Genomic DNA, 17,565 nt, shown 5'->3' with positions numbered 1-17,565 from the left:
GGCAGCCTGAAACCCTTTCCCCCTTGTTTTCCAACCCCCTTGTTATAGGAGTAACACCATGAAGTTCAATCTGAAAAAAACCGCGCTGATAGGCGCATCCGCCGCCGCCGTATTGTTTGCCGCCGTTGCCGTGGCACAAGATGCGCCGCGTTTCGGCAAAGGCTTCGGCAAGCACCATTCGCCCTTTTCGCAGGAAGCGCGCGAAAAATGGTGCAGCCCCAAGCGCGTAACCCTGATTAACGTGTTTGAAGTGCCCAAAGGCAGCGAAGAAGCCGCCATCCAATCATGGGAAAAATCGCGCGACTTCCTCGCCCGGCAAAAAGGCTACATCAGCACCAAGCTGCACCGCGCCATCCGCCCAGACGGCCGCTTCCAACTGGTTAACGTTGCCCAATGGGCATCGCCCGAAGAATTCCAAGCCGCCACGGAAAAAATGCGCCGCGAGCTGCCCGACACCATGCCACAAGGCACCGTGTTCCACCCCGGTCTGTACAACGTGGTACGCAGCGACGGCGAACCGCCGTTTGCCGAAAAATTCTGCCAAGGCAAAAAACACAGCCGATAACGCGCCGCTGGAAAAGGCAGCCTGAAAACAAGCGAAGCGGATTTCAGTAAAGCGAAAGACGCATCTGGCAAAGGTTTCAGGCTGCCTTGACTGGTTTTCGTTTCGCTATTCTGCTTCTCTATGCAGACTATCCCCGATGCCGTCTGAAAGGCAGCCTGAAAATGTTTTAAACCGCTTTCAGGCTGCCTTAGGTTTTTTTCAGACGGCATGGGGTGTTTGTTTGCCAACTGCTTGCGGTGTTGAGGGGAACTGTCTGCCGCATTGCGGAAACTTACGTTTTTTGGTTGTGGACGGGTCCATTGACTAAACAGCATCACTAACGCTAAGATGAACCTAGCATTAAGTGAAAATGCCACCGTCAATTTACCCCTTTGCCAAGAGACATTAAATTGCATGGTGCAACTCCTAAATTTGGTTGATAACCGAGCAGGAACCACACAAAAAATCCCCGTTGGCGCGGGGATTTTTTGTTATCCCCACTCACCTTGGCCGCCTGTATGAGCGCGGTTGTCAGTATTATAACAAAAGCCCCAAATCGGGGCTTTTGTTATGCGTGAATGAGGTCTTTTAGAGCAGCAATCACGGTTTCTAAATTTTGCCGCTCATCGCTGGCCAGCGCATCAATGCCGAAGCTGTACGCTTTCAAAATCGCGTGCTGTTTACTAGGATATAAATTAAATTCATTTTGAATAATCATTTCGTTTTTCATTTTTAATAATATCTTCAAGTAAATGAAATGCAAGGAAGGAGTAGATACTTGAAGGCTGGCTATCTGATTGACAAAAAGAAATCGCGGAAATAAAAAACTTCCGTTTATATTTTTCATAAATCAAATCAACACCTTGTTTTACATAAAATTTAACTTCTTCTGGGGAAATATTTATGATATTTTCTTCTTTATTAATAGTTAATTGATTAATTTTCAAATAATTGGAAGTATCTGATAGAGTTATTTCTAAAAAATTATGTTGGTTTCCAGTCATTCTAGCAATCTTATGTATACTTCCATCATGCTTGATTATCATTTTATTTTTTCCAAGGATTTCCTGTCCACTTTTTCTCTGCTGCATCATGAGATTCACTGTATCCAGCATTGTGCGTTTTCTCATGTCAGATGCTCATAATTGGTACTGTCAACAGAAAAATTTAACATTTTTCCATATTTAAAAAAATTATTAACTATCAATTCTTTCGTCCAGTAAATCATATGCTTCAATTAACTGTTGCTCTAATTTTTGTACCAATTTGGGATTGCGAATTCCTGACACAATTTCAAACTCTGCTGCATCGATGCATACACCTGCATAAATTTCAATCACAAGGGAGCTAAATAGTTGAAGTTCTTCTTTTGTTAAAGAAATAATAATATTGCTTTTTTCAAAATTTATTATATTCATAATCAAGCCTACTGTTGCTTATCAAAATAAGTTTTTCCTGATGTTGGCCTAAATGCTGTTCCACCATCTTTTGAATTTGGGTCTCTAATTACAATTGTTCCAGACTTATCATCCCAAATTGCTCTTATGTGTTTGGATTGTAATCTTCGAATTCCCAAGAAAAAAATCGTAATAAGTTTGAAAGTGTCAAATCCCAAGTTTCTTTTGAGCAATATTCTAATATTTTATCAATTTCACTTTTAATAATCTTATGATCAAACTGTTCTAATATTAATGCATTAGACCAAAAAAAACCTTCTTTATTACAATGATGGGAAATCCATTTAGGAGAACAAATGCAAAGTGAAAAAATAGATGAGCCTTGTTCTCCTTCGATTCCGATATCCAAATCTATCCATCTATGAAAATTATCTGGAATTTCGGGGGTGAATTTTTCAAAATCAATATCATATAAATTTATGCTTTTTAAATCTAATTTAATCATTTTATATTCAAATGTCCATTAGTTAATGGTTTTTCCATCAACACTTCTAGTAACAAAATTAGCTTGCACTCCCGTTGGGTTAAGTGATTCAGGGGTGTTTGATTTTGTAGTTGGAGGACGATATAGCCTTGTGCCATCTGCACTTAACATACATCCTTGACAAGATGGACTATTAACTGGTTTAGCCCCGTCTCCAACCCAAGTTAGATGTAGAAATCCCTAGCGTTGTTTACAGTATTTCAAGGAAAATACCGTAAATGAACATCCACAAAAACACCCGCCTCGTCCCACACGACCGCCAAGCCATCTGGCTCGCCTACACACAGAACAAAGAAAGCGTTACTTCATTAGCACAACGCTTTATGGTCAGCCGTACCACCATCTATCGTGTGCTCAAAGCCGCACGAGTCCAATTACTTGTGCCGCAGAACAGCACCAACAACCGCTTCAAGCAGGCCTATTACGGAATGCGCCGTTTGGCCAAAGCAGAACGCGCCATCTAAGAGAAGCTTAAAAAGCAAGCCAAACGCTACAACAAGTCCTACCCGGGCGAAATGGTTCATGTGGACACCAAACGGCTGCCGTTGCTCAAAGGGCAGAGAGTTAGCGACAAACGCGATTACCTGTTTGTTGCCATTGATGACTTCTCACGAGAGCTATACGCGGCTGTCTTGCCCGACAAAACGGCAAACAGTGCCGCCATGTTTCTTAACGACCACGTTATCAAACCCTGCCCGTATCTGATTGAATGCATCTATTCGGACAACGGCAGCGAGTACAAAGGCGCGGCTAATCATGCGTTTGGCGTTGCCTGTTTTGAGAACGGCATCAATCAGAAGTTTACCCGTCCTGCGCGTCCGCAAACCAACGGCAAAGCCGAAAGGGTGATACGGACGATTATGGAGATGTGGCACGACAAACAGCAGTTTGACAGCCCCAGTCATCGGCAGAAAGAGCTGTGCCGCTTTGTGAATTTCTACAATACCGTGAAGCCGCACAGCAGCCTGAAAGGGGATACGCCTTTTGAGGTGTTGCAGGCTTATTTTTCCCAACCTGTTGTGTAAACAACGCTGTTGATTTCTACAAGTTAGAGCGGATGAGTTCTAACGCGTTTTCATACAGGGGCATTTTTGTCCTTCTGCCTGACGATTGACCAAGCAGGGGAAGCGTTTGTACAGATTAAACAGCAAGAGCAGAAACTTACGTTTTTTGGTTGTGGACGTGTCTATTGACTAAACAGCATTACGTCTTTGCTGGGTCTTCAATCCAGTCTACGCGTGCTATTGCTATTAGTTGTCATTTTTTTATAAATTTCAATAAATTGTTGCTGTAAGTTCTCTACTTCATGTTTTCTAACCCCAGAAACATTTTCAAACTCTCTTGCATCTACACATACGTCAGCATATATCTCATTCAAGATGGCTCGTAAGACAAAAACTTCATCTTGAGTTAATGAGATGGTTGAATTTTGATTGTTTATAGATAGTATATTCATAACCTTACCATTATAAGCCATCATAATATTTTCTACCTGATGTTAGTCTAAATGCCGTACCTCCATCATCAGAATTTTTATCTCGGATAACTATTGTTCCTGTTTTATCATCCCAATACGCGGTTCTACCACGAGGCAGCTCTTTCATATCTGTCGGGTTGGAAACAATATTTTCAATATGTTGGGCAAAATCTGCTCGTGAATTGATATTTAGGTCAGTAAATTCTTGTTGTCTTATGACATGCTTGTCATAAGCATAACTACCACTAATTTGTTCACCAATTGAGTTTTAACTTTATCAGGACTTAAAATACCAAGTGCATTCTTACTCTTTTCTTCTGAATACTGCACCATATGTATGATTTAGTTCCCGAGTAGAAAGTAAAGAGTAAATGCATTCACAATCACAATCATATGAACCATACCCTGCTGATAATTCTGTTATCATTATTTCCATATCTTCTCTATCATCATCAGTTACCTCTCTATCTAAATAGCATCTAATAATAAGTTTCTGTTTTAATTCATCAAATTCCGCTGTAATTAATCTTATATCGGCATGAATCATGCCTAGCATTGCACGATTCATGCCAACTATTAGCCAGTCAGGTGTAGTTAGGTTGGGATTTGAAATTTTCATTATTTAATTTTTTCTATTGTATTAGGATTGTGAGGAACAATATGCACACCTTTATTTCCAGTGTGAACAGCACCAAAATTAGTGCTTAGACCAGATGAAGCATCCACACCAATTGTTTTACCAAAATCAACTACTGGCATACCGCGGCTAGTTTTGGAAATAACTGGGTAATTGCCAGAGTGTATACCATTAAGCAGTTCTTGTGGGTCAACATTGCTATCCAGTACACTTCTACCTGGGAGATAATTATTATGGTCTAAAATGTGCTTTCCTTGCACTCCTTCATGAATTTGTTTTCCGATGCTGTCAGTGCTGAAATCTACATTTTTGGTTGCAAACATCTCCCCATCTACAGGTTGCATGATGCGCGTGGTGGGCATTTCATAGTCAGTACCTTTAACCCAATCCCACTTGGCAGGATTGACTTCTACCTTTTTGCCACCCCAAACCGTAGCTGCTGCCTCTGCACCGGCAAGAGCAGTTTGTGCCGTTGCAGTCGTATTTGGATGGGCATCTGCCCATTGTTTGGCAGAGTTGATACCGTCCCGAACCGCAAAAGCACTGTCTTGTAATGAGGTTGCAGCTGCAAGTTGTGCTGCGGGACTTAAATTTCCTAAATCATTAATACCCTGTAAAGTTTTCTGTGTGGTCGTATCGGTTACCGGATTTACCGCACTGTCTGTAATTGCCCCAATGCCCAATCCCTGAAAACCTGTTAAAAAAGGATTGGCTGCGCCTTGGATGATGCCGCGAACATCATCCATGCGGTTACCCCACCAATTTTTATTAGGGTCGCTTTCCCATATCAGTTTTCCTGCCTCATCTGCTCGGCTGAAAAAATCAGGAACGGCATCGGCATTTTCTTTTAGCCAACGGTCTGAAAAAGGGGCATATGGGACAATGTTAATTTTTGTTTTTGTAGATGTTCCTTTGACATGGTAGCTGTATATATCCCTTGCACCTTTTGGCACGGGATAGCCGCCGCCCTGCGGCCCGTCATATCCATCCGCAGGATGGATTTCCGATCCTGTCCGATGAAGTTGGTAAACAGTAAAACCACCATCTACACCGCCACTGAAATCAGAAAGGCTTTTTGAATTATGGTTATCAAACGGAGCATGTACTTCATGTCCGTGTCCTGAAAAATGGGTTTCGTAACCGATAACACCTTCAAATCCTGTTCGTTCATGCGTAATAGGCAGTACAGGTCCGACAGCAGTCCCTCCAAATGTGCGAACGGCATAAACCCGATTTGTAATGCTGCCACGACCATTGCCAAACAGATGATATTTACCACCAGGCTCGTAGTGTTTTGCCTGCATATCATCGCGTAAACGTGCATCTAAGCCGTTAGCATGGGCAATAGGCATTTGTAGTAAGGATGTTGCTACTACAAACAGCAGCATGAATTTTTGAATAGAAAATTTCATTTTATTTTCCTTGACAGCAGGCGGGTATGACAGTGTAAATCAAGGTTGCTCTTGTCTGCGTTGTCGTATTACTTCATCACTGTATCCATATCCTTTATGGCTGTTATCGTTTTCTACGGATGGAGCAGTGCTGCCTGTCTGATTGCCGTATGGTTGAATATCAGAGAAATCGACCATTAATCCTTCAGTCGGTTTAATTCCTTTGCTTACTTTGTACGGTCCCATCCATAATGCGTAATTTTCTTTATAGGCAGCTTCAAATGCGTTGGTTTTGGGTTTAATCAGCAATTGCTTGTTGGTTCTGTCTACTGCGAAATATTCCAGTTTTGTTTGGGCTCTCAATGTTTCGGCATTGTACAGGTGCATTTCGGTTCTATTACGGATAGTTCCGAATACATCAATGTTAATAAATACATCCGTATCTGCATTGGCAGGAGAAACAACATCTATGCCTCTCAGGAAAAATACGGTCTGCACCAAATGGGAAAGAAAAGCAGTGTCGCGCGGGTTGGTAGTCAAGGTTTCATTACGATAGTCGCCCATTCCGCCAATATTCAATCCGATACTGCTTCTGCTTCCACTGCCGTCTGATTGGGTACGCGATACCGCAGGGGCATTAAGTGTAGATAAAGAAGTGGTTAAACCTGTCAAGCCGCCTGATGTTGTTTCTGCGGTGGTTTCGTAACGCGGGTAGGTGTAATCGGTACGGCTGGCAGGGCTGTTTATGTATTCGCCACGCACTAAGGCATCTATGGAATAACGGCCGCCCGTCAAACTCCCTGACCCTTGGTCACCCATAGTCGCAATGTACAGTGCAACTTTTCGTCCCTGCAATGCCTGTAAATCCATATCTTTAACGGCAGCTCTTGCCGAAGCAGCTACGAGTTCTTGCTCAACCGCAAAACGTTTGCCGCCGCCATGCGACGGAATACCCGTTAGCGTACCGCAGGCGGATAAGATCAAAACTGAAAACAGTACAGGTATCAGCAGCCGTGCTTGCATAAAGTTTCTCCTTCGGACAAGTGGTAAATTAAATAAATAATTAGAAAAGACTTTTCTGTGGATTGCGTTGGAACTTAAACAGTAGTGTTGCCACTTTACGGCCACGTTTACGCGCTTCCCACTCAATCAGCCAATTATCTTTTTCGGTCAGTTCTTTAATTGCAGGCTCAATAACGCGTTTACGCAATAATTGGAAATTTGTTTTGTAACTTTCGGTTGCCTCCATAGCGTGCCAAAACTCTTCAATCGGTATAGACAGCCAACCCGAGCCGTCTGTCTTGTCTTTCATCTGTTCAAACAATTCAAGCAGCCGCCATGAGTAAATAGAGCGCAAGGCGGCAGCCTGTTGTAGTTGGTATTTGGTAAATTCTCTTTGCAATTCAAATAAAAAAGGGAAGATGTACTCAGAAAATCTGAATTTAACTAAGCCTTCATCTTTGAAATAATCATAGCCCTGAACCCAAATTGTCGTACGCGTACCGATTTTTTTACCGTCCGTTATTTGCCAAGACAGCGTTCGCTTCATCAATGTGCCTACCGCCCCTTTGAGCTCGTTATAGGCGGTACGGATATCTACGCCGTAGGTGTCGGCGTACTCTTGGGCAGTCAATTTAACTTCTCCATTCACACCGCCGAGCTTGGCAATTCCTGCCATTAAAATCCGTTTTTCCACTAAATTCAAAGTTTGAGCGGAACGCGTGATGTAATTTGAGATTACAACATGACTAGTAGTCAAATGACTAGATTTTTTTTACAAGTTTTCCCATTATTGAAACACTCTTACTACAATCAAAACTTTAAATATTATGTTTTAATATTCGAAATAAATTAAATATTTTTTTGCTTTATTTGTAGCAAAGGTGTTTTATTTTTACTTGTGGATTGAGTAGCAAAAATGTTTCAAGTTCTTTTACTCTAAATACCCTTTAGGGAAACCGTTGCGCCCAATAAAACCGCCCGCGTCCAAGCACCACAGCCCTATCCAAACAAAGGCACAACCCGCTTTCAGCCTGCCTTGCCTGATTTCCGTTCCGCCGTTCCACTCCGCTCCGCCACACAAACCGCCCCCCGATGCCGTCTGAAAAGCAGCCCGAAAACACCAAAACGCCGTCTGAACCCCATGTGCAGACGGCGTTTGATTATTCCATATACAGATAAGACTTATCCGTTTTACCCCATTTATCCCCGTTCCCATCCCCCCTATACTGGCAACACCCTCACAGGCAGCCTGAAACGCCGACCGCACCGCCCACCCCGTTTTCAGACGGCCTCCCCCAACCCCAACCCATAAGAACCAACAACATGAAACTCCTGCAACCCTACACCCTCGGCAGCCTGAAACTCAAAAACCGCATGGTAATGGCCGCCATGACCCGCAGCCGCGCCGATGCCGACGGCGTAGTCGGCGCAATAACCGCCGAATACTACGCCCAACGCGCATCCGCAGGGCTGATACTGTCCGAAGCCGTCAACATCTCCGCCGACGCACTCGGCAGCCCGCTCACCCCCAGCCTGTACACCCCCGCCCAAATCGAAGCATGGCAAAAAGTAACCGCCGCCGTACACGAAAAAGGCGGGCTGATATTCGCCCAACTCTGGCACACAGGGCGCGTCGCCCACTCCGCCGACCGCCACGGCATACTGCCCGCCGCCCCCAGCCCAATCAAAATCGAAGGCATGCAGCACTTCACCTCGCAAGGCGCAAAAGATTACGAAACCCCGCGCGAACTCACCACCGCCGAAATCCAACAAATCATCGCCGACTACGCCCAAGCCGCCCAAAACGCCATCGCCGCAGGCTTTGACGGCGTAGAACTGCACGCCGCCAACGGCTACCTGCCGCAGCAATTCCTCGCCGACAGCAGCAACCACCGCCAAGACGCATACGGCGGCAGCACCGCCAACAAAGCCCGCTTCACGCTGGAAACCATGCAGGCAATCATCGCAGCCGTGGGCGGCGAGCGCGTCGGCATCAAAATCAGCCCCCTGCACCCCTACGCAGGCATCGCGTTTGACAACCCAACCGCCACTTATGAATATCTAATCAACGAGTTAAACAAACTGGACTTCGCCTTTGTAGAAATCATGCAGCGCGCGCCCATGTTCCCCCTGCTGCCGCACTATCCGCAAAGCGACGAACTCGCCCTGTTCGGCAAAATGGTGCAGGGCAAAACCCTCATCGCAGGCACAGGCTACACCGCCGCCACAGGCGAAGCCGCGCTGGAAAGCGGCGCAGCCGATTTAATCGCCTACGGCGCAGCCTTCCTCGCCAACCCCGACCTGCCGCGCCGCTTCGAGCAAGGCGCAGAGCTGAACACCCCCGACCGCGCCACCATGTTCGGCGGCGGCGAGCAGGGGTATGTTGATTATCCGTTTTTAAAATAGCGCAGCCGACAGCAGGCAGCAAGGCCGTCTGAAAACACATTTCAGACGGCCTTTTGGGCTACAATGCCGCCGCCGCGTTTTCAGACGGCCAAACCAATACGGAAAACCATATGAATCTGCGCCTACGCCGCATCCCACAGGCCGTGCGCCGCTCCCGCACATTCGGCTTCGCCGCCTTCCTCTGCCGCCGCTTCGACGAGCTCAACGTACCGCAGGTGGCCGCCAGCCTGACCTTTACCACGCTGCTGGCACTCGTCCCCGTCCTCACCGTCGCCCTCTACATCCTCTCCGCCTTTCCCATGTACGGCCGCCTCTCCGCCGCCGTGCTGCAATTTATCGACAGCAACCTCGTTCCCCAGGGCGCGGGCGCGGTGCGCGGCTACCTCGCCACCTTCCAAAACAACGCCGCCAACCTCACCGCCATCGGCATCGCCTTTCTCGGCCTCACCTCCCTGCTGCTCATCCGCACCATCGACCTCACTTTCAACCGCATCTGGCAGGTACAAAACCTACGCCCCCTGCGTATGCAGCTCCTGCTGTACTGGATGATGCTCACTTTCGCCCCGCTGGCCGTCGGCTGCGGGCTGGCTACATGGGAAATCCTCATCAAAGACAAGCTCCTGGCCGCGTCCGACCCGTTTTCAGACGGCCTGCGCATCCTCGCCGCCACGGCAGGCGGCTCCGTCGCCCTCTTCTTCCTCTACCGCTACATTCCCAACCGCTACGTCCCTGCCCGCCACGCCCTCGCCGGCGCGGCCGCCACCGCCCTCCTGCTCGAACTGCTGCGGCGCGGCTTTGCCTGGTATATCGGCACATTCAACAGCTACACCCTGATTTACGGCGCATTCGCCGCCATCCCCGTCTTCCTGCTGTGGATTCATCTCGTCTGGATGCTCCTGCTCTCCGGCGCGGTATTCACCTCCTCCCTGTCCTACTGGCATGGCGACGCGTTCCGCACCGCCTTCGGCGCGCGCACCCGTTTCGACGACGTACTCAAAATCCTGCTCCTGCTCCACCGCGCCCGCAGCGCAAACCGCAGCCTGCACATCCAAGACTTCCGCCGCCGCATCAGCCTGGGCTACGACGAACTGGGCGGCCTCCTCGACGCACTCGTCCGCCACGGCTACATTTGCTGCGGCAAACGCGGCTGGACGCTGCAAACCGATGCCGCACACATCCGCCTCGACGAACTCTTCGCCCTCTTCGTCTACCGCCCCGCCCCCGAAGGCACCGACACCGTGGCCGACGCGGTATCCGAACGCGTCCGCCCCGTTCTCGCCCGCATGGACGACACCCTGGAAAGTTTCGCCGCCGCCCTGCCCGAACACGGCAGAGAGGCCGTCTGAAAACGGCACACGCTCCTTTCAGACGGCCTCCATCTTTTCCCCGCACCCTACCGCCGGAAAAAAATCCGCAACCGATTATCGGCGGAACCGCTCGTTTACCTGTTATCGAGCCTATGATTTGCCGCACCAAAGCTGCGGATTTCCCACACAATCCCGCTGCGGCAAACCGCTAACAAACCCGGACGCGACATGAGTTTTTCCCACACCGAATTGAGCAAACGCTTCTCCCTCCTCACCGGCACCCTGCCCGAATTCAACCTCCCCCGCACCCTCACCGCCCAGCTTCTGCGCGTAACCGCCGAACGCCTCAGCACCCACATGAACCGCTGCCTCAGAGCCGAAGGCATCACCGAAAGCCTGTGGTACGCCCTGCTCTTCGTCTACGTCAGCCCCAACCGGGAAATCATGCCCTCCCAGCTGAGCGACCTGCTCAACCTGACACGCACCAGTGCCACCCGCCTGTCCGACGAAATGTCCGCACGCGGCTGGATACGGCGCGAACGCGGCACCAACAGCCAAGACCGCCGCCAAATCATCCTGCGCCTCACCCCCGAAGGCGAAGCCTTCATCCACAAAATCCAGCCGCTGATTGCCGCCAAACGCGACCGCATCTGGGCAGACTTCACCGAAGCCGACTACGCCGAACTGCAACGCCTGTTTGCCAAGCTGCTCGACAAACTCCAAGACTGACCCGAGCGCACGGCACACGGCAAAGGCCGTCTGAAAACACAGTTTTCAGACGGCCTTTCAATATGGGGCAAACCCGCAGAGCCGGCAGAGGCAAAACAGAAATCCGCGCCCGCACCGGCCGCAAACAAAGGTTTTTATCGCGGCAGATACCGTTTTGCAGCACAAAAACCGCCGCCGCCGAACGCAAACAGCCGCTAGCCCCGCCTGCGCCGCGCCATATTTTTACCGATACGCGCCAGCTCCTCTGTGGGAATATGCGTTTTACCCAACTCAAACAAACCCTCTTCCAAAGCCAGATGCACGGCATAGCCGTCGGCAAAGGCCTTGAACACCGCCGCGTCCGGGCGGTAGGCCGCATCCGCTTCCAGCCCGGCAAACTCGGCGGCCACCGCCGACCAGTTGGCATGAAGCAGGCCGTGCTGGCGCAGAAGCTCGTCCACATCGGCCTGCGCCTGCGGCGCGTAACGCAGCAGCAGCGGAAAATAATCCAGCTCCTCGTCTTCGTGGTGCAGCGGCGCGGCAACATTGAAATAGCGGGCAATCTGACGCACGGCCTGCATCACCACATCGTTGCAGCCGTGTTCGGCAATATAGCCGTCGAGCATTGCGACCTGTCCGCAAAAGCGGCGCACCTTGCCGTGGCAGGCATAGAGCATTGCGATCGGATCGTCGAAAGTAACGCTTTTTGCATTGAAAAAATTCATGTTTTTCCGTTTCAGGCCGTCTGAAACCCGTTCCCGCAGGAAACAGGACGGCGGCACGCATTCTGTAGTTGGCAGAGGGCGCAGTATATAGCGGAACAAAACAGAAAAGATACAAGGCAGCAAAACGCAGGCGGCACGGGGCGGATTTCCCCTCATTGGTTTTTAAACGCCTGGACATCCGCCTCTTCAAACAGAAACGCGGCCGGGCCGCAGATTTTTTATTTTGTCCCGCCGCCGCATCCTGCACCGCCCCCGCCTTTTTCAGACGGCCTGATACCGTACCGCCTGCGGAACAAGCTGCGGCAGACGGCAAAAACGGCCTGCATATGCAGGCCGTCTGAACAATGGCGGATACCTTATTTCAGGGTAACGTGGCCGATCATCTGCGCAGCGTGGGCGGGGAAGGAGCAGTAGAACTCGTATTTGCCGTCGGCTGCCAGCTTGGATGTGTCTACGGTTACGCTGGTTTCTTCGCCGCCGCCGATCAGTTTGGTATAGGCGATGACGCGCTCGTCGCCGGCTTTCACATAGTCGCCGTCCGCACCGGCAGACGCACCGTCGGCAATCACGGCTTTGGTGTCTTGCGCTTTGGAAATCACGATGTTGTGTCCCATTGCGGTTTTGGGCATTTTGCCGGTGTGTTTGAGGGTTACTTTGAACTCTTTGCAGTTGGTTTTGTCGATAACCAGCTCTTTGGTGTTGAAGTTCATCATGTCGTCGGATTCGACCACGGTTTCACACGCACCTGCGGCGGGCGCGGCGGCTTCGGAGGCGGGAGCTTCGGAAGCGGCTGCGGCAGGCTCGGAGGCTTCGGATGCAGGTGCTTCGGAAGCGGCGGAAGCCGGTGCTTCGGCGGAGGCCGCAGGCGGCGCGGGCGGGGTCTCGGCGGGTTTTTCGCCGCCGCACGCGCTCAAAGCCAAAGCCGCTGCGGAAATCAGTGCCAGATATGCTTTCATGTTTCATCTCCTTGATGATGACGTTGGAAAATAATCGGAAACAAAAAACAATCCGTTGCAGACAACCAACGGAAATCGGGCGCAATTTACCATGATTTGACAACAAAGGATAATTATTTTTGATATTTGCCGACCAAACGGCGCAGGGCGGCGGCCAGCTGCGGATGGTGTTCCAGCCTGTCCGCGCCGTCTGCCAGCGCATCCAGCGCGGCAGGGCTGAGTTTGAGGCTGTTTTGCCGGGGCGGTGCGGCGGTTTTGGGGACGGTTTTGACGCGGACGGCGGTAATCAGCCCGCTGCATTGCCGCAGCTTCGGCAGCAGGGCGGGAGCGAGCATTTTCAGACGCGAGGCGGCGGTGCCGTTGGCAGCCAGCAGCACGAGGCTGCCGTCTTGGTCGATACGGGCCGTTTGCACATACGGATGGAGGTTGGCGGGCAGGTGCTGTTTGACGGCGCGGTCGAGCTGCCGCCATGCCTGCGCGCTTTGCAGCAGAAATTCAAGCTGCGTACGGGCGGAAGGGTCGTCGCCCTGCCCGCTGCGTTTGCCGATTTGTTTGAAATCCATTTTTCAGACGGCCTCTTCCGTTTTTGCGATGTGTCAGGTCTGCACGTTCCGTTTTACCGCTGCCGCACCCATGTTGGCAAGCGCGTCGGCGCGTTCGTTTTCGGGATGGCCGGCATGGCCTTTGACCCATGTCCAGATAACTTCGTGTTCGGCGACAAGGCGGTCGAGTTCGCGCCACAGGTCTTCGTTTTTCACCGGCTGTTTGGCAGAGGTTTTCCAGCCGTTTTTCTTCCAGCCGTGTATCCAGCTTTCCATGCCGTTTTTGACGTATTGCGAGTCGGTGCAGATTTGCACGCGGCTTTTGCGTTTGAGGGCTTTGAGTCCTTCGATGACGGCGGTCAGCTCCATGCGGTTGTTGGTGGTTTCGGTCTCGCCGCCGCAGAGTTCTTTTTCGTGGCGGCCGTAACGCAGCAGCGCACCCCAGCCGCCCGTGCCGGGATTGCCTTTGCACGCGCCGTCGGTGTAGAGATAGACGGTTTTTTCCATATTTCAGCGCACCGGCAGCGTTACACGGCGCGGCATGATTTTTGCCCGACTGCTTGGGATAAGTGGGTGTCTGCCATTTTCTTTCCTTTTAATCAATATGTTGAACTGGCAATAAGGTTTTAAGGCCGCCCGAACGCTATTTGCCCGTCAGCCAATATTCGCCCTGTATCACATTGCCTGCTTGCGGCGTATCGGCAAAGGCTGCGGCAGGATAAACCGCCGACCATATGCCGCCGAACGTTTCTATTTCGCAGTAGTAAAACGGGCTTCGGCTGACCGTGTTATACCGTTGCTCCGCCGAGCGCACTATACCCGTAAACAAAGCACGGGCGGCCGGGCGTGTGCCTTCGGGCGCGTTTTCGTCTGCAAACATTCCGACGGGAATAAAACTCTGCGTTGCCCATTCGAATTCCTGTTTTTCCTGCCTCGCGGCAAACGCGGCTTCGTCGGCAAACCATTCCGCCGATTCGGCAAAGGCACATACCAATTCTCTGCGCAGTACCCTCCGTGTGCTGCGGGAAGGATGCAATATCGGGAATATCCAGCACAAAAGGATAATCGCCGTCCGCGCACCCGCCGTCTGCCGCCTGACTGCCGTTTTGCCATACTTGGGCAAAACCCGTGCCGTCACCGTATCCGCTGTCTTGCACGCTTTGCACCCAAACCGGCTGCAATCGGCCGGGAAAATAGGGTTCGGCCACGCAAAGCCTGTTGTCTTTATCCGTGCCGATCCAAAGCTCTGCGCCGCCGGCATCACGCTACACCGCGCAGGCACCGACTGTTTGCGTGTGCGGCAAAATGTGTTGGACCAGGGCAGACAATGCTTCGTTGCCGGTGATGTCCGTGAAAGCAATCGCATCGTAATGGTTCATGGTTTTTTTCCTTTGCCGGCTTGGAGGCCGTCTGAAAACGGGCTTGTTTGCCGTGTGCGGCCGGGACGGCTGCGGCGGATTATAACAGGCCGTCTGAAAGCGGATTTTCAGACGGCCTTTCGTGTCAGTCGGGCAGCAGCTTGCCGGGATTCATGATGCCGCGCGGGTCGAAAGCGGCTTTCACGGCCTTCATCAGGGCAATTTCCGCCGCGCTGCGCACGCTGTTCAGGCGGTGGCGTTTAATTTGGCCGATGCCGTGTTCGGCAGCGATGGTGCCGCCGCAGGCCAAAACGTGTTCGTACACGATGTCGTTTACCGCGTTTTCAAAAGCATAAACACCGTTGTCGGACGCTTCGGGCAGGAAGGTGTTGTAGTGCAGGCTGCCGTCGCCGAGGTGGCCGAAAACGACAATGCGGATGCCCGCGAAAGCCGACTGCAAAGCCACACCGCAACGTTCGACGAAAGCGGCCACGCGGGTAATGGGAACGGCAATGTCATGCTTGATGCTCACGCCCAAGCCGCGCTGGGCGGCGGAAATGTTTTCCCGCAAAGCCCACAGGGTTTGCCGCTCGCCCTCCGATTGCGCCAATACGCTGTTGGCAAAACCGTTTTCCAGCAGACACTCGGCCAAAAGGCCGCCGAGATCGGGGCGCGCTTCGCTGTCGGTCAATTCGAGCAAAACATGCCACGGCGCATCTGTCGGTTTGGCGGTGCGGCAGAATGCGGACGACAAATCCAGCGCGTCCCGCCCGACCAGCTCGAAGCTGCTCAGCCGTTCGCCGAAGCGGCTCCGTATCAGGGCAAGCAGCTCCACGGCCTCTGCAATGCCGTCCGCACCCGTCCAAACGGTTTCGCGCACCTGAGGCAGGGGAAAGAGTTTCAAGGTGGCGGCGGTAATCACGCCCAGCGTACCTTCGCTGCCGGTAAAAAGCTGGCGCAGGTCGTAGCCGGTGGTGTTTTTGTGCAGCGGCGACAAGTGGGACACAAGCTCCCCGTCGGGCAGCACCACTTCCAGCCCCATTACCAAATCGCGCATGGTGCCGTAGCGCAATACGTTCAGCCCGCCCGCGTTGCAGGCAATGTTGCCGCCGATCTGACACGATCCCTCGCTGGCCAGACTGAGCGGAAACAGCCGCCCGGCTTCGGCCGCCGCCGCCTGCACGTTTTGCAGAATGCAGCCTGCTTCGGCGGTCAGGGCGTTGTCGGCGGTGTCGATGGCGCGTATGCGGTTCAGACGGCCTAAATTCAGCAACACCCCGCCATCAGGCACGGCCGCTCCGCACAAGCCGGTATTGCCGCCCTGCGGGGTAACGGGAATGCAGTTTTCAAAACAAAAACGCATGATCTTGCGCACGGATTCCGTGTTGCGCGGCAATAAAAGCAAATCCGCCCGCCCCGTGTAGCGGCGGCGTTGGTCGGTAAGCAGGGCGGTATTGTCGGAAATTTCGTCTGGCGCAAGCAGGGCGGCGAGACGGCGGCAGGAAGCGTGCATGGCGTATTGTTCTCTAATGTGTGCGGACGGTTTTCAGACGGCCTGTTATCTTGTTATACAGCGGAACAAAATAAAAAATCTACGGCGTGGCTCCGGCTTGGCTCAAAGAGGAGGGTTTTCCAATGCATTAAAAAAACAATACCGAGAAAATCCGCCTCCGTACCGTCCGCGGCCTTGTATCTTTTCTATTTTGTTCCACGATACCTATCGTACTCTGTAACCATAGGAAAACGGGACGCTTGCGCGTCCCGTTTTCCATACTGCAAAAGCAGCTTATTTGCTGGCAGCAGCTTCGGAAGCAACAGCTTCCATAGCGGAAGCGGCAGAAGCAGCAGCACCTTCCACAGCGGCAGTAGCGGAAGCGGCAGCACCTTCGGCAGCAGAAGCGGCGGCATCGGCAGCCTCAACAGCAGCGGATGCGGCACCTTCGGCTGCGGATGCAGCTTGGGCAGAGGCTTCGGATGCTGCGTTTACAGCGGCGGAAGCGGCCTCGGTAGCGGCTTTTTCACCACCGCAGGCAGCCAGGAACAAAGACATCAGGGTAGCGGCTAACAGGGATTTTTTCATTTTTGAACACCTTACGAAATAACTATAAATTAATTGAATGGATAAAACATCAGCAAAATATTGTTGCCTGCAACAGCTTGCCCGCAACAATTCGGTTTGCAGGCTTCGGCATATGCTGAACCCCGACATTATGCCCATGCGCAAGTGCAAAATCAATTGCGCTTTGATTTGAATCACAATGCGCCGCCGCCGCACAGGATATGATGCGCAGTTTTCCGCAGTAAAAATGCAGGCCTTTCCCGCACATCACGCGGCAATCCGCCTGTTTTTTCAAATTTATCAGACAATTGTTTTATTTTTTGCACTGCTTCGCCATTTCCTGCTGCTCCGTCCGCATCCGCCATACTTATTAGTAGCAAAAATGCAACAATCCTGCATAGCCCTTGGAAAATACCGCATACAAAACCTCTGTCCCGTTCGGGAAAAGCAGGCCGGAAAGGCAAAATAATACAGGCCGTGCCGCTGTCATGATGTTACAATCCGCGTTTTCC

Annotated in this window: 21 protein-coding genes and 2 pseudogenes; 6 read left to right on the top strand and 17 right to left on the bottom strand. The window is 51.5% G+C overall.

What is annotated here, in order from left to right; translation table 11 throughout:
- Window positions 1-58: 58 nt before the first annotated feature.
- Window positions 59-565, top strand: a complete 507-nt coding sequence (locus DYE40_RS07565) for an antibiotic biosynthesis monooxygenase family protein (protein ID WP_115308519.1) — start codon at window positions 59-61, stop codon at window positions 563-565.
- Window positions 566-1,112: 547 nt separating this feature from the next.
- On the opposite strand, the gene DYE40_RS12620 is transcribed toward DYE40_RS07565, so the two are convergent.
- The 4 genes from DYE40_RS12620 to DYE40_RS07545 all read right to left on the bottom strand — a co-directional run bounded on the left by DYE40_RS12620 (window position 1,113) and on the right by DYE40_RS07545 (window position 2,446).
- On the bottom strand, window positions 1,113-1,262 hold the full coding sequence (locus DYE40_RS12620) for a hypothetical protein (RefSeq protein ID WP_172461236.1): 150 nt from the start codon (window positions 1,260-1,262) through the stop codon (window positions 1,113-1,115).
- Entirely contained in the window at window positions 1,246-1,590 is a 345-nt protein-coding gene (locus tag DYE40_RS07560) for a hypothetical protein (RefSeq protein WP_115308935.1), read from the bottom strand. Before DYE40_RS07560 ends, DYE40_RS12620 begins: the two co-directional genes overlap by 17 nt.
- 150 nt (window positions 1,591-1,740) lie before the next feature.
- Window positions 1,741-1,962 carry a hypothetical protein gene (locus DYE40_RS07555; protein ID WP_115308518.1) on the bottom strand — a complete coding sequence of 74 codons (222 nt, stop codon included), beginning with the start codon at window positions 1,960-1,962 and terminating at the stop codon, window positions 1,741-1,743.
- Window positions 1,963-2,086: 124 nt separating this feature from the next.
- Entirely contained in the window at window positions 2,087-2,446 is a 360-nt protein-coding gene (locus DYE40_RS07545; protein ID WP_002215099.1) for an immunity 8 family protein, read from the bottom strand.
- A gap of 257 nt (window positions 2,447-2,703) precedes the next feature.
- On the opposite strand from DYE40_RS07545, the pseudogene DYE40_RS13300 reads away from it, so the two are divergent.
- A pseudogene (locus tag DYE40_RS13300) lies at window positions 2,704-3,599 on the top strand (integrase core domain-containing protein).
- A 108-nt stretch (window positions 3,600-3,707) separates the two neighbouring features.
- On the opposite strand, the gene DYE40_RS07530 reads toward DYE40_RS13300, so the two are convergent.
- From DYE40_RS07530 to DYE40_RS07505, 6 genes and pseudogenes are all read right to left on the bottom strand, one after another.
- Window positions 3,708-3,941, bottom strand: a complete 234-nt coding sequence (locus DYE40_RS07530) for a hypothetical protein (RefSeq protein ID WP_115308934.1) — start codon at window positions 3,939-3,941, stop codon at window positions 3,708-3,710.
- A 10-nt stretch (window positions 3,942-3,951) separates the two neighbouring features.
- Window positions 3,952-4,224, bottom strand: a pseudogene (locus DYE40_RS07525) (hypothetical protein); the annotation flags it as partial.
- Window positions 4,225-4,266: 42 nt separating this feature from the next.
- Window positions 4,267-4,581 (bottom strand): MafI2 family immunity protein, encoded by a 315-nt coding sequence (locus DYE40_RS07520; protein ID WP_115308516.1) that lies wholly within the window; start codon window positions 4,579-4,581, stop codon window positions 4,267-4,269.
- Window positions 4,581-6,011, bottom strand: coding sequence for a MafB family polymorphic toxin (locus DYE40_RS07515; protein ID WP_218564339.1), 1,431 nt, complete (start codon window positions 6,009-6,011; stop codon window positions 4,581-4,583). Before DYE40_RS07515 ends, DYE40_RS07520 begins: the two co-directional genes overlap by 1 nt.
- 39 nt (window positions 6,012-6,050) lie before the next feature.
- The gene (gene mafA / locus DYE40_RS07510; RefSeq protein WP_115308515.1) at window positions 6,051-7,013 is read right to left on the bottom strand and encodes an adhesin MafA; all 963 of its coding nucleotides are present in this window, start codon (window positions 7,011-7,013) and stop codon (window positions 6,051-6,053) included.
- Window positions 7,014-7,053: 40 nt separating this feature from the next.
- Window positions 7,054-7,749 carry a replication initiation protein gene (locus tag DYE40_RS07505; RefSeq protein WP_115308514.1) on the bottom strand — a complete coding sequence of 232 codons (696 nt, stop codon included), beginning with the start codon at window positions 7,747-7,749 and terminating at the stop codon, window positions 7,054-7,056.
- Between the two features lie 566 nt (window positions 7,750-8,315).
- On the opposite strand from DYE40_RS07505, the gene DYE40_RS07500 reads away from it, so the two are divergent.
- The 3 genes from DYE40_RS07500 (at window position 8,316) to DYE40_RS07490 (ending at window position 11,434) form a co-directional block, all read left to right on the top strand.
- Entirely contained in the window at window positions 8,316-9,398 is a 1,083-nt protein-coding gene (locus DYE40_RS07500) for an alkene reductase (RefSeq protein ID WP_115308513.1), read from the top strand.
- A 110-nt stretch (window positions 9,399-9,508) separates the two neighbouring features.
- Window positions 9,509-10,744 (top strand): YihY family inner membrane protein, encoded by a 1,236-nt coding sequence (locus DYE40_RS07495; RefSeq protein WP_172461255.1) that lies wholly within the window; start codon window positions 9,509-9,511, stop codon window positions 10,742-10,744.
- A 189-nt stretch (window positions 10,745-10,933) separates the two neighbouring features.
- Window positions 10,934-11,434 carry a MarR family winged helix-turn-helix transcriptional regulator gene (locus tag DYE40_RS07490; RefSeq protein WP_115308512.1) on the top strand — a complete coding sequence of 167 codons (501 nt, stop codon included), beginning with the start codon at window positions 10,934-10,936 and terminating at the stop codon, window positions 11,432-11,434.
- 194 nt (window positions 11,435-11,628) lie between these two features.
- On the opposite strand, the gene DYE40_RS07485 is transcribed toward DYE40_RS07490, so the two are convergent.
- The 7 genes from DYE40_RS07485 to DYE40_RS13295 form a co-directional block, all read right to left on the bottom strand.
- Window positions 11,629-12,138 carry a hemerythrin domain-containing protein gene (locus DYE40_RS07485; RefSeq protein WP_115308511.1) on the bottom strand — a complete coding sequence of 170 codons (510 nt, stop codon included), beginning with the start codon at window positions 12,136-12,138 and terminating at the stop codon, window positions 11,629-11,631.
- A gap of 356 nt (window positions 12,139-12,494) precedes the next feature.
- Entirely contained in the window at window positions 12,495-13,094 is a 600-nt protein-coding gene (azu, locus tag DYE40_RS07475) for an azurin (RefSeq protein ID WP_115308509.1), read from the bottom strand.
- Window positions 13,095-13,207: 113 nt separating this feature from the next.
- A complete protein-coding gene (locus DYE40_RS07470) occupies window positions 13,208-13,657 on the bottom strand; it encodes a DciA family protein (protein WP_115308508.1) in 450 nt (149 codons plus the stop codon).
- A 33-nt stretch (window positions 13,658-13,690) separates the two neighbouring features.
- Complete coding sequence (rnhA, locus tag DYE40_RS07465; protein WP_115308507.1) at window positions 13,691-14,143, bottom strand: ribonuclease HI; 453 nt, start codon at window positions 14,141-14,143, stop codon at window positions 13,691-13,693.
- A 136-nt stretch (window positions 14,144-14,279) separates the two neighbouring features.
- Window positions 14,280-14,630 (bottom strand): hypothetical protein, encoded by a 351-nt coding sequence (locus tag DYE40_RS07460; RefSeq protein WP_115308506.1) that lies wholly within the window; start codon window positions 14,628-14,630, stop codon window positions 14,280-14,282.
- Window positions 14,631-15,139: 509 nt separating this feature from the next.
- Window positions 15,140-16,507: an FAD-binding oxidoreductase gene (locus tag DYE40_RS07455; RefSeq protein ID WP_115308505.1), complete on the bottom strand. Its 1,368-nt coding sequence runs from the start codon at window positions 16,505-16,507 to the stop codon at window positions 15,140-15,142.
- A gap of 273 nt (window positions 16,508-16,780) precedes the next feature.
- Window positions 16,781-17,074 carry a hypothetical protein gene (locus DYE40_RS13295; protein WP_115308504.1) on the bottom strand — a complete coding sequence of 98 codons (294 nt, stop codon included), beginning with the start codon at window positions 17,072-17,074 and terminating at the stop codon, window positions 16,781-16,783.
- Window positions 17,075-17,252: 178 nt separating this feature from the next.
- Between DYE40_RS13295 and DYE40_RS07445 the strand changes: the two genes are divergently transcribed.
- Window positions 17,253-17,522, top strand: coding sequence for a hypothetical protein (locus DYE40_RS07445; protein WP_115308503.1), 270 nt, complete (start codon window positions 17,253-17,255; stop codon window positions 17,520-17,522).
- Window positions 17,523-17,565 lie beyond the last annotated feature (43 nt).

Origin of the sequence: Kingella potus (genome assembly GCF_900451175.1) — a bacterium.
Taxonomy (GTDB): Bacteria; Pseudomonadota; Gammaproteobacteria; order Burkholderiales; family Neisseriaceae; genus Neisseria; species Neisseria potus.
The sequence above is the reverse complement of the archived record's forward strand: the minus strand, read 5'-3'. Positions and strand labels throughout refer to the sequence as shown.

Coding starts and splice junctions, on each gene's coding strand:
- DYE40_RS07520 (WP_115308516.1), bottom strand. CDS start 4,581: ATGAAAATTTCAAATCCCAACCTAACTACACCTGACTGGCTAATAGTT.
- DYE40_RS07495 (WP_172461255.1), top strand. CDS start 9,509: ATGAATCTGCGCCTACGCCGCATCCCACAGGCCGTGCGCCGCTCCCGC.
- rnhA (WP_115308507.1), bottom strand. CDS start 14,143: ATGGAAAAAACCGTCTATCTCTACACCGACGGCGCGTGCAAAGGCAAT.
- DYE40_RS07555 (WP_115308518.1), bottom strand. CDS start 1,962: ATGAATATAATAAATTTTGAAAAAAGCAATATTATTATTTCTTTAACA.
- DYE40_RS07445 (WP_115308503.1), top strand. CDS start 17,253: ATGCGCCGCCGCCGCACAGGATATGATGCGCAGTTTTCCGCAGTAAAA.
- DYE40_RS12620 (WP_172461236.1), bottom strand. CDS start 1,262: ATGATTATTCAAAATGAATTTAATTTATATCCTAGTAAACAGCACGCG.
- DYE40_RS07565 (WP_115308519.1), top strand. CDS start 59: ATGAAGTTCAATCTGAAAAAAACCGCGCTGATAGGCGCATCCGCCGCC.
- DYE40_RS13295 (WP_115308504.1), bottom strand. CDS start 17,074: ATGAAAAAATCCCTGTTAGCCGCTACCCTGATGTCTTTGTTCCTGGCT.
- mafA (WP_115308515.1), bottom strand. CDS start 7,013: ATGCAAGCACGGCTGCTGATACCTGTACTGTTTTCAGTTTTGATCTTA.
- DYE40_RS07490 (WP_115308512.1), top strand. CDS start 10,934: ATGAGTTTTTCCCACACCGAATTGAGCAAACGCTTCTCCCTCCTCACC.
- DYE40_RS07545 (WP_002215099.1), bottom strand. CDS start 2,446: ATGATTAAATTAGATTTAAAAAGCATAAATTTATATGATATTGATTTT.
- DYE40_RS07455 (WP_115308505.1), bottom strand. CDS start 16,507: ATGCACGCTTCCTGCCGCCGTCTCGCCGCCCTGCTTGCGCCAGACGAA.
- DYE40_RS07485 (WP_115308511.1), bottom strand. CDS start 12,138: ATGAATTTTTTCAATGCAAAAAGCGTTACTTTCGACGATCCGATCGCA.
- azu (WP_115308509.1), bottom strand. CDS start 13,094: ATGAAAGCATATCTGGCACTGATTTCCGCAGCGGCTTTGGCTTTGAGC.
- DYE40_RS07530 (WP_115308934.1), bottom strand. CDS start 3,941: ATGAATATACTATCTATAAACAATCAAAATTCAACCATCTCATTAACT.
- DYE40_RS07515 (WP_218564339.1), bottom strand. CDS start 6,011: ATGAAATTTTCTATTCAAAAATTCATGCTGCTGTTTGTAGTAGCAACA.
- DYE40_RS07560 (WP_115308935.1), bottom strand. CDS start 1,590: ATGATAATCAAGCATGATGGAAGTATACATAAGATTGCTAGAATGACT.
- DYE40_RS07500 (WP_115308513.1), top strand. CDS start 8,316: ATGAAACTCCTGCAACCCTACACCCTCGGCAGCCTGAAACTCAAAAAC.
- DYE40_RS07470 (WP_115308508.1), bottom strand. CDS start 13,657: ATGGATTTCAAACAAATCGGCAAACGCAGCGGGCAGGGCGACGACCCT.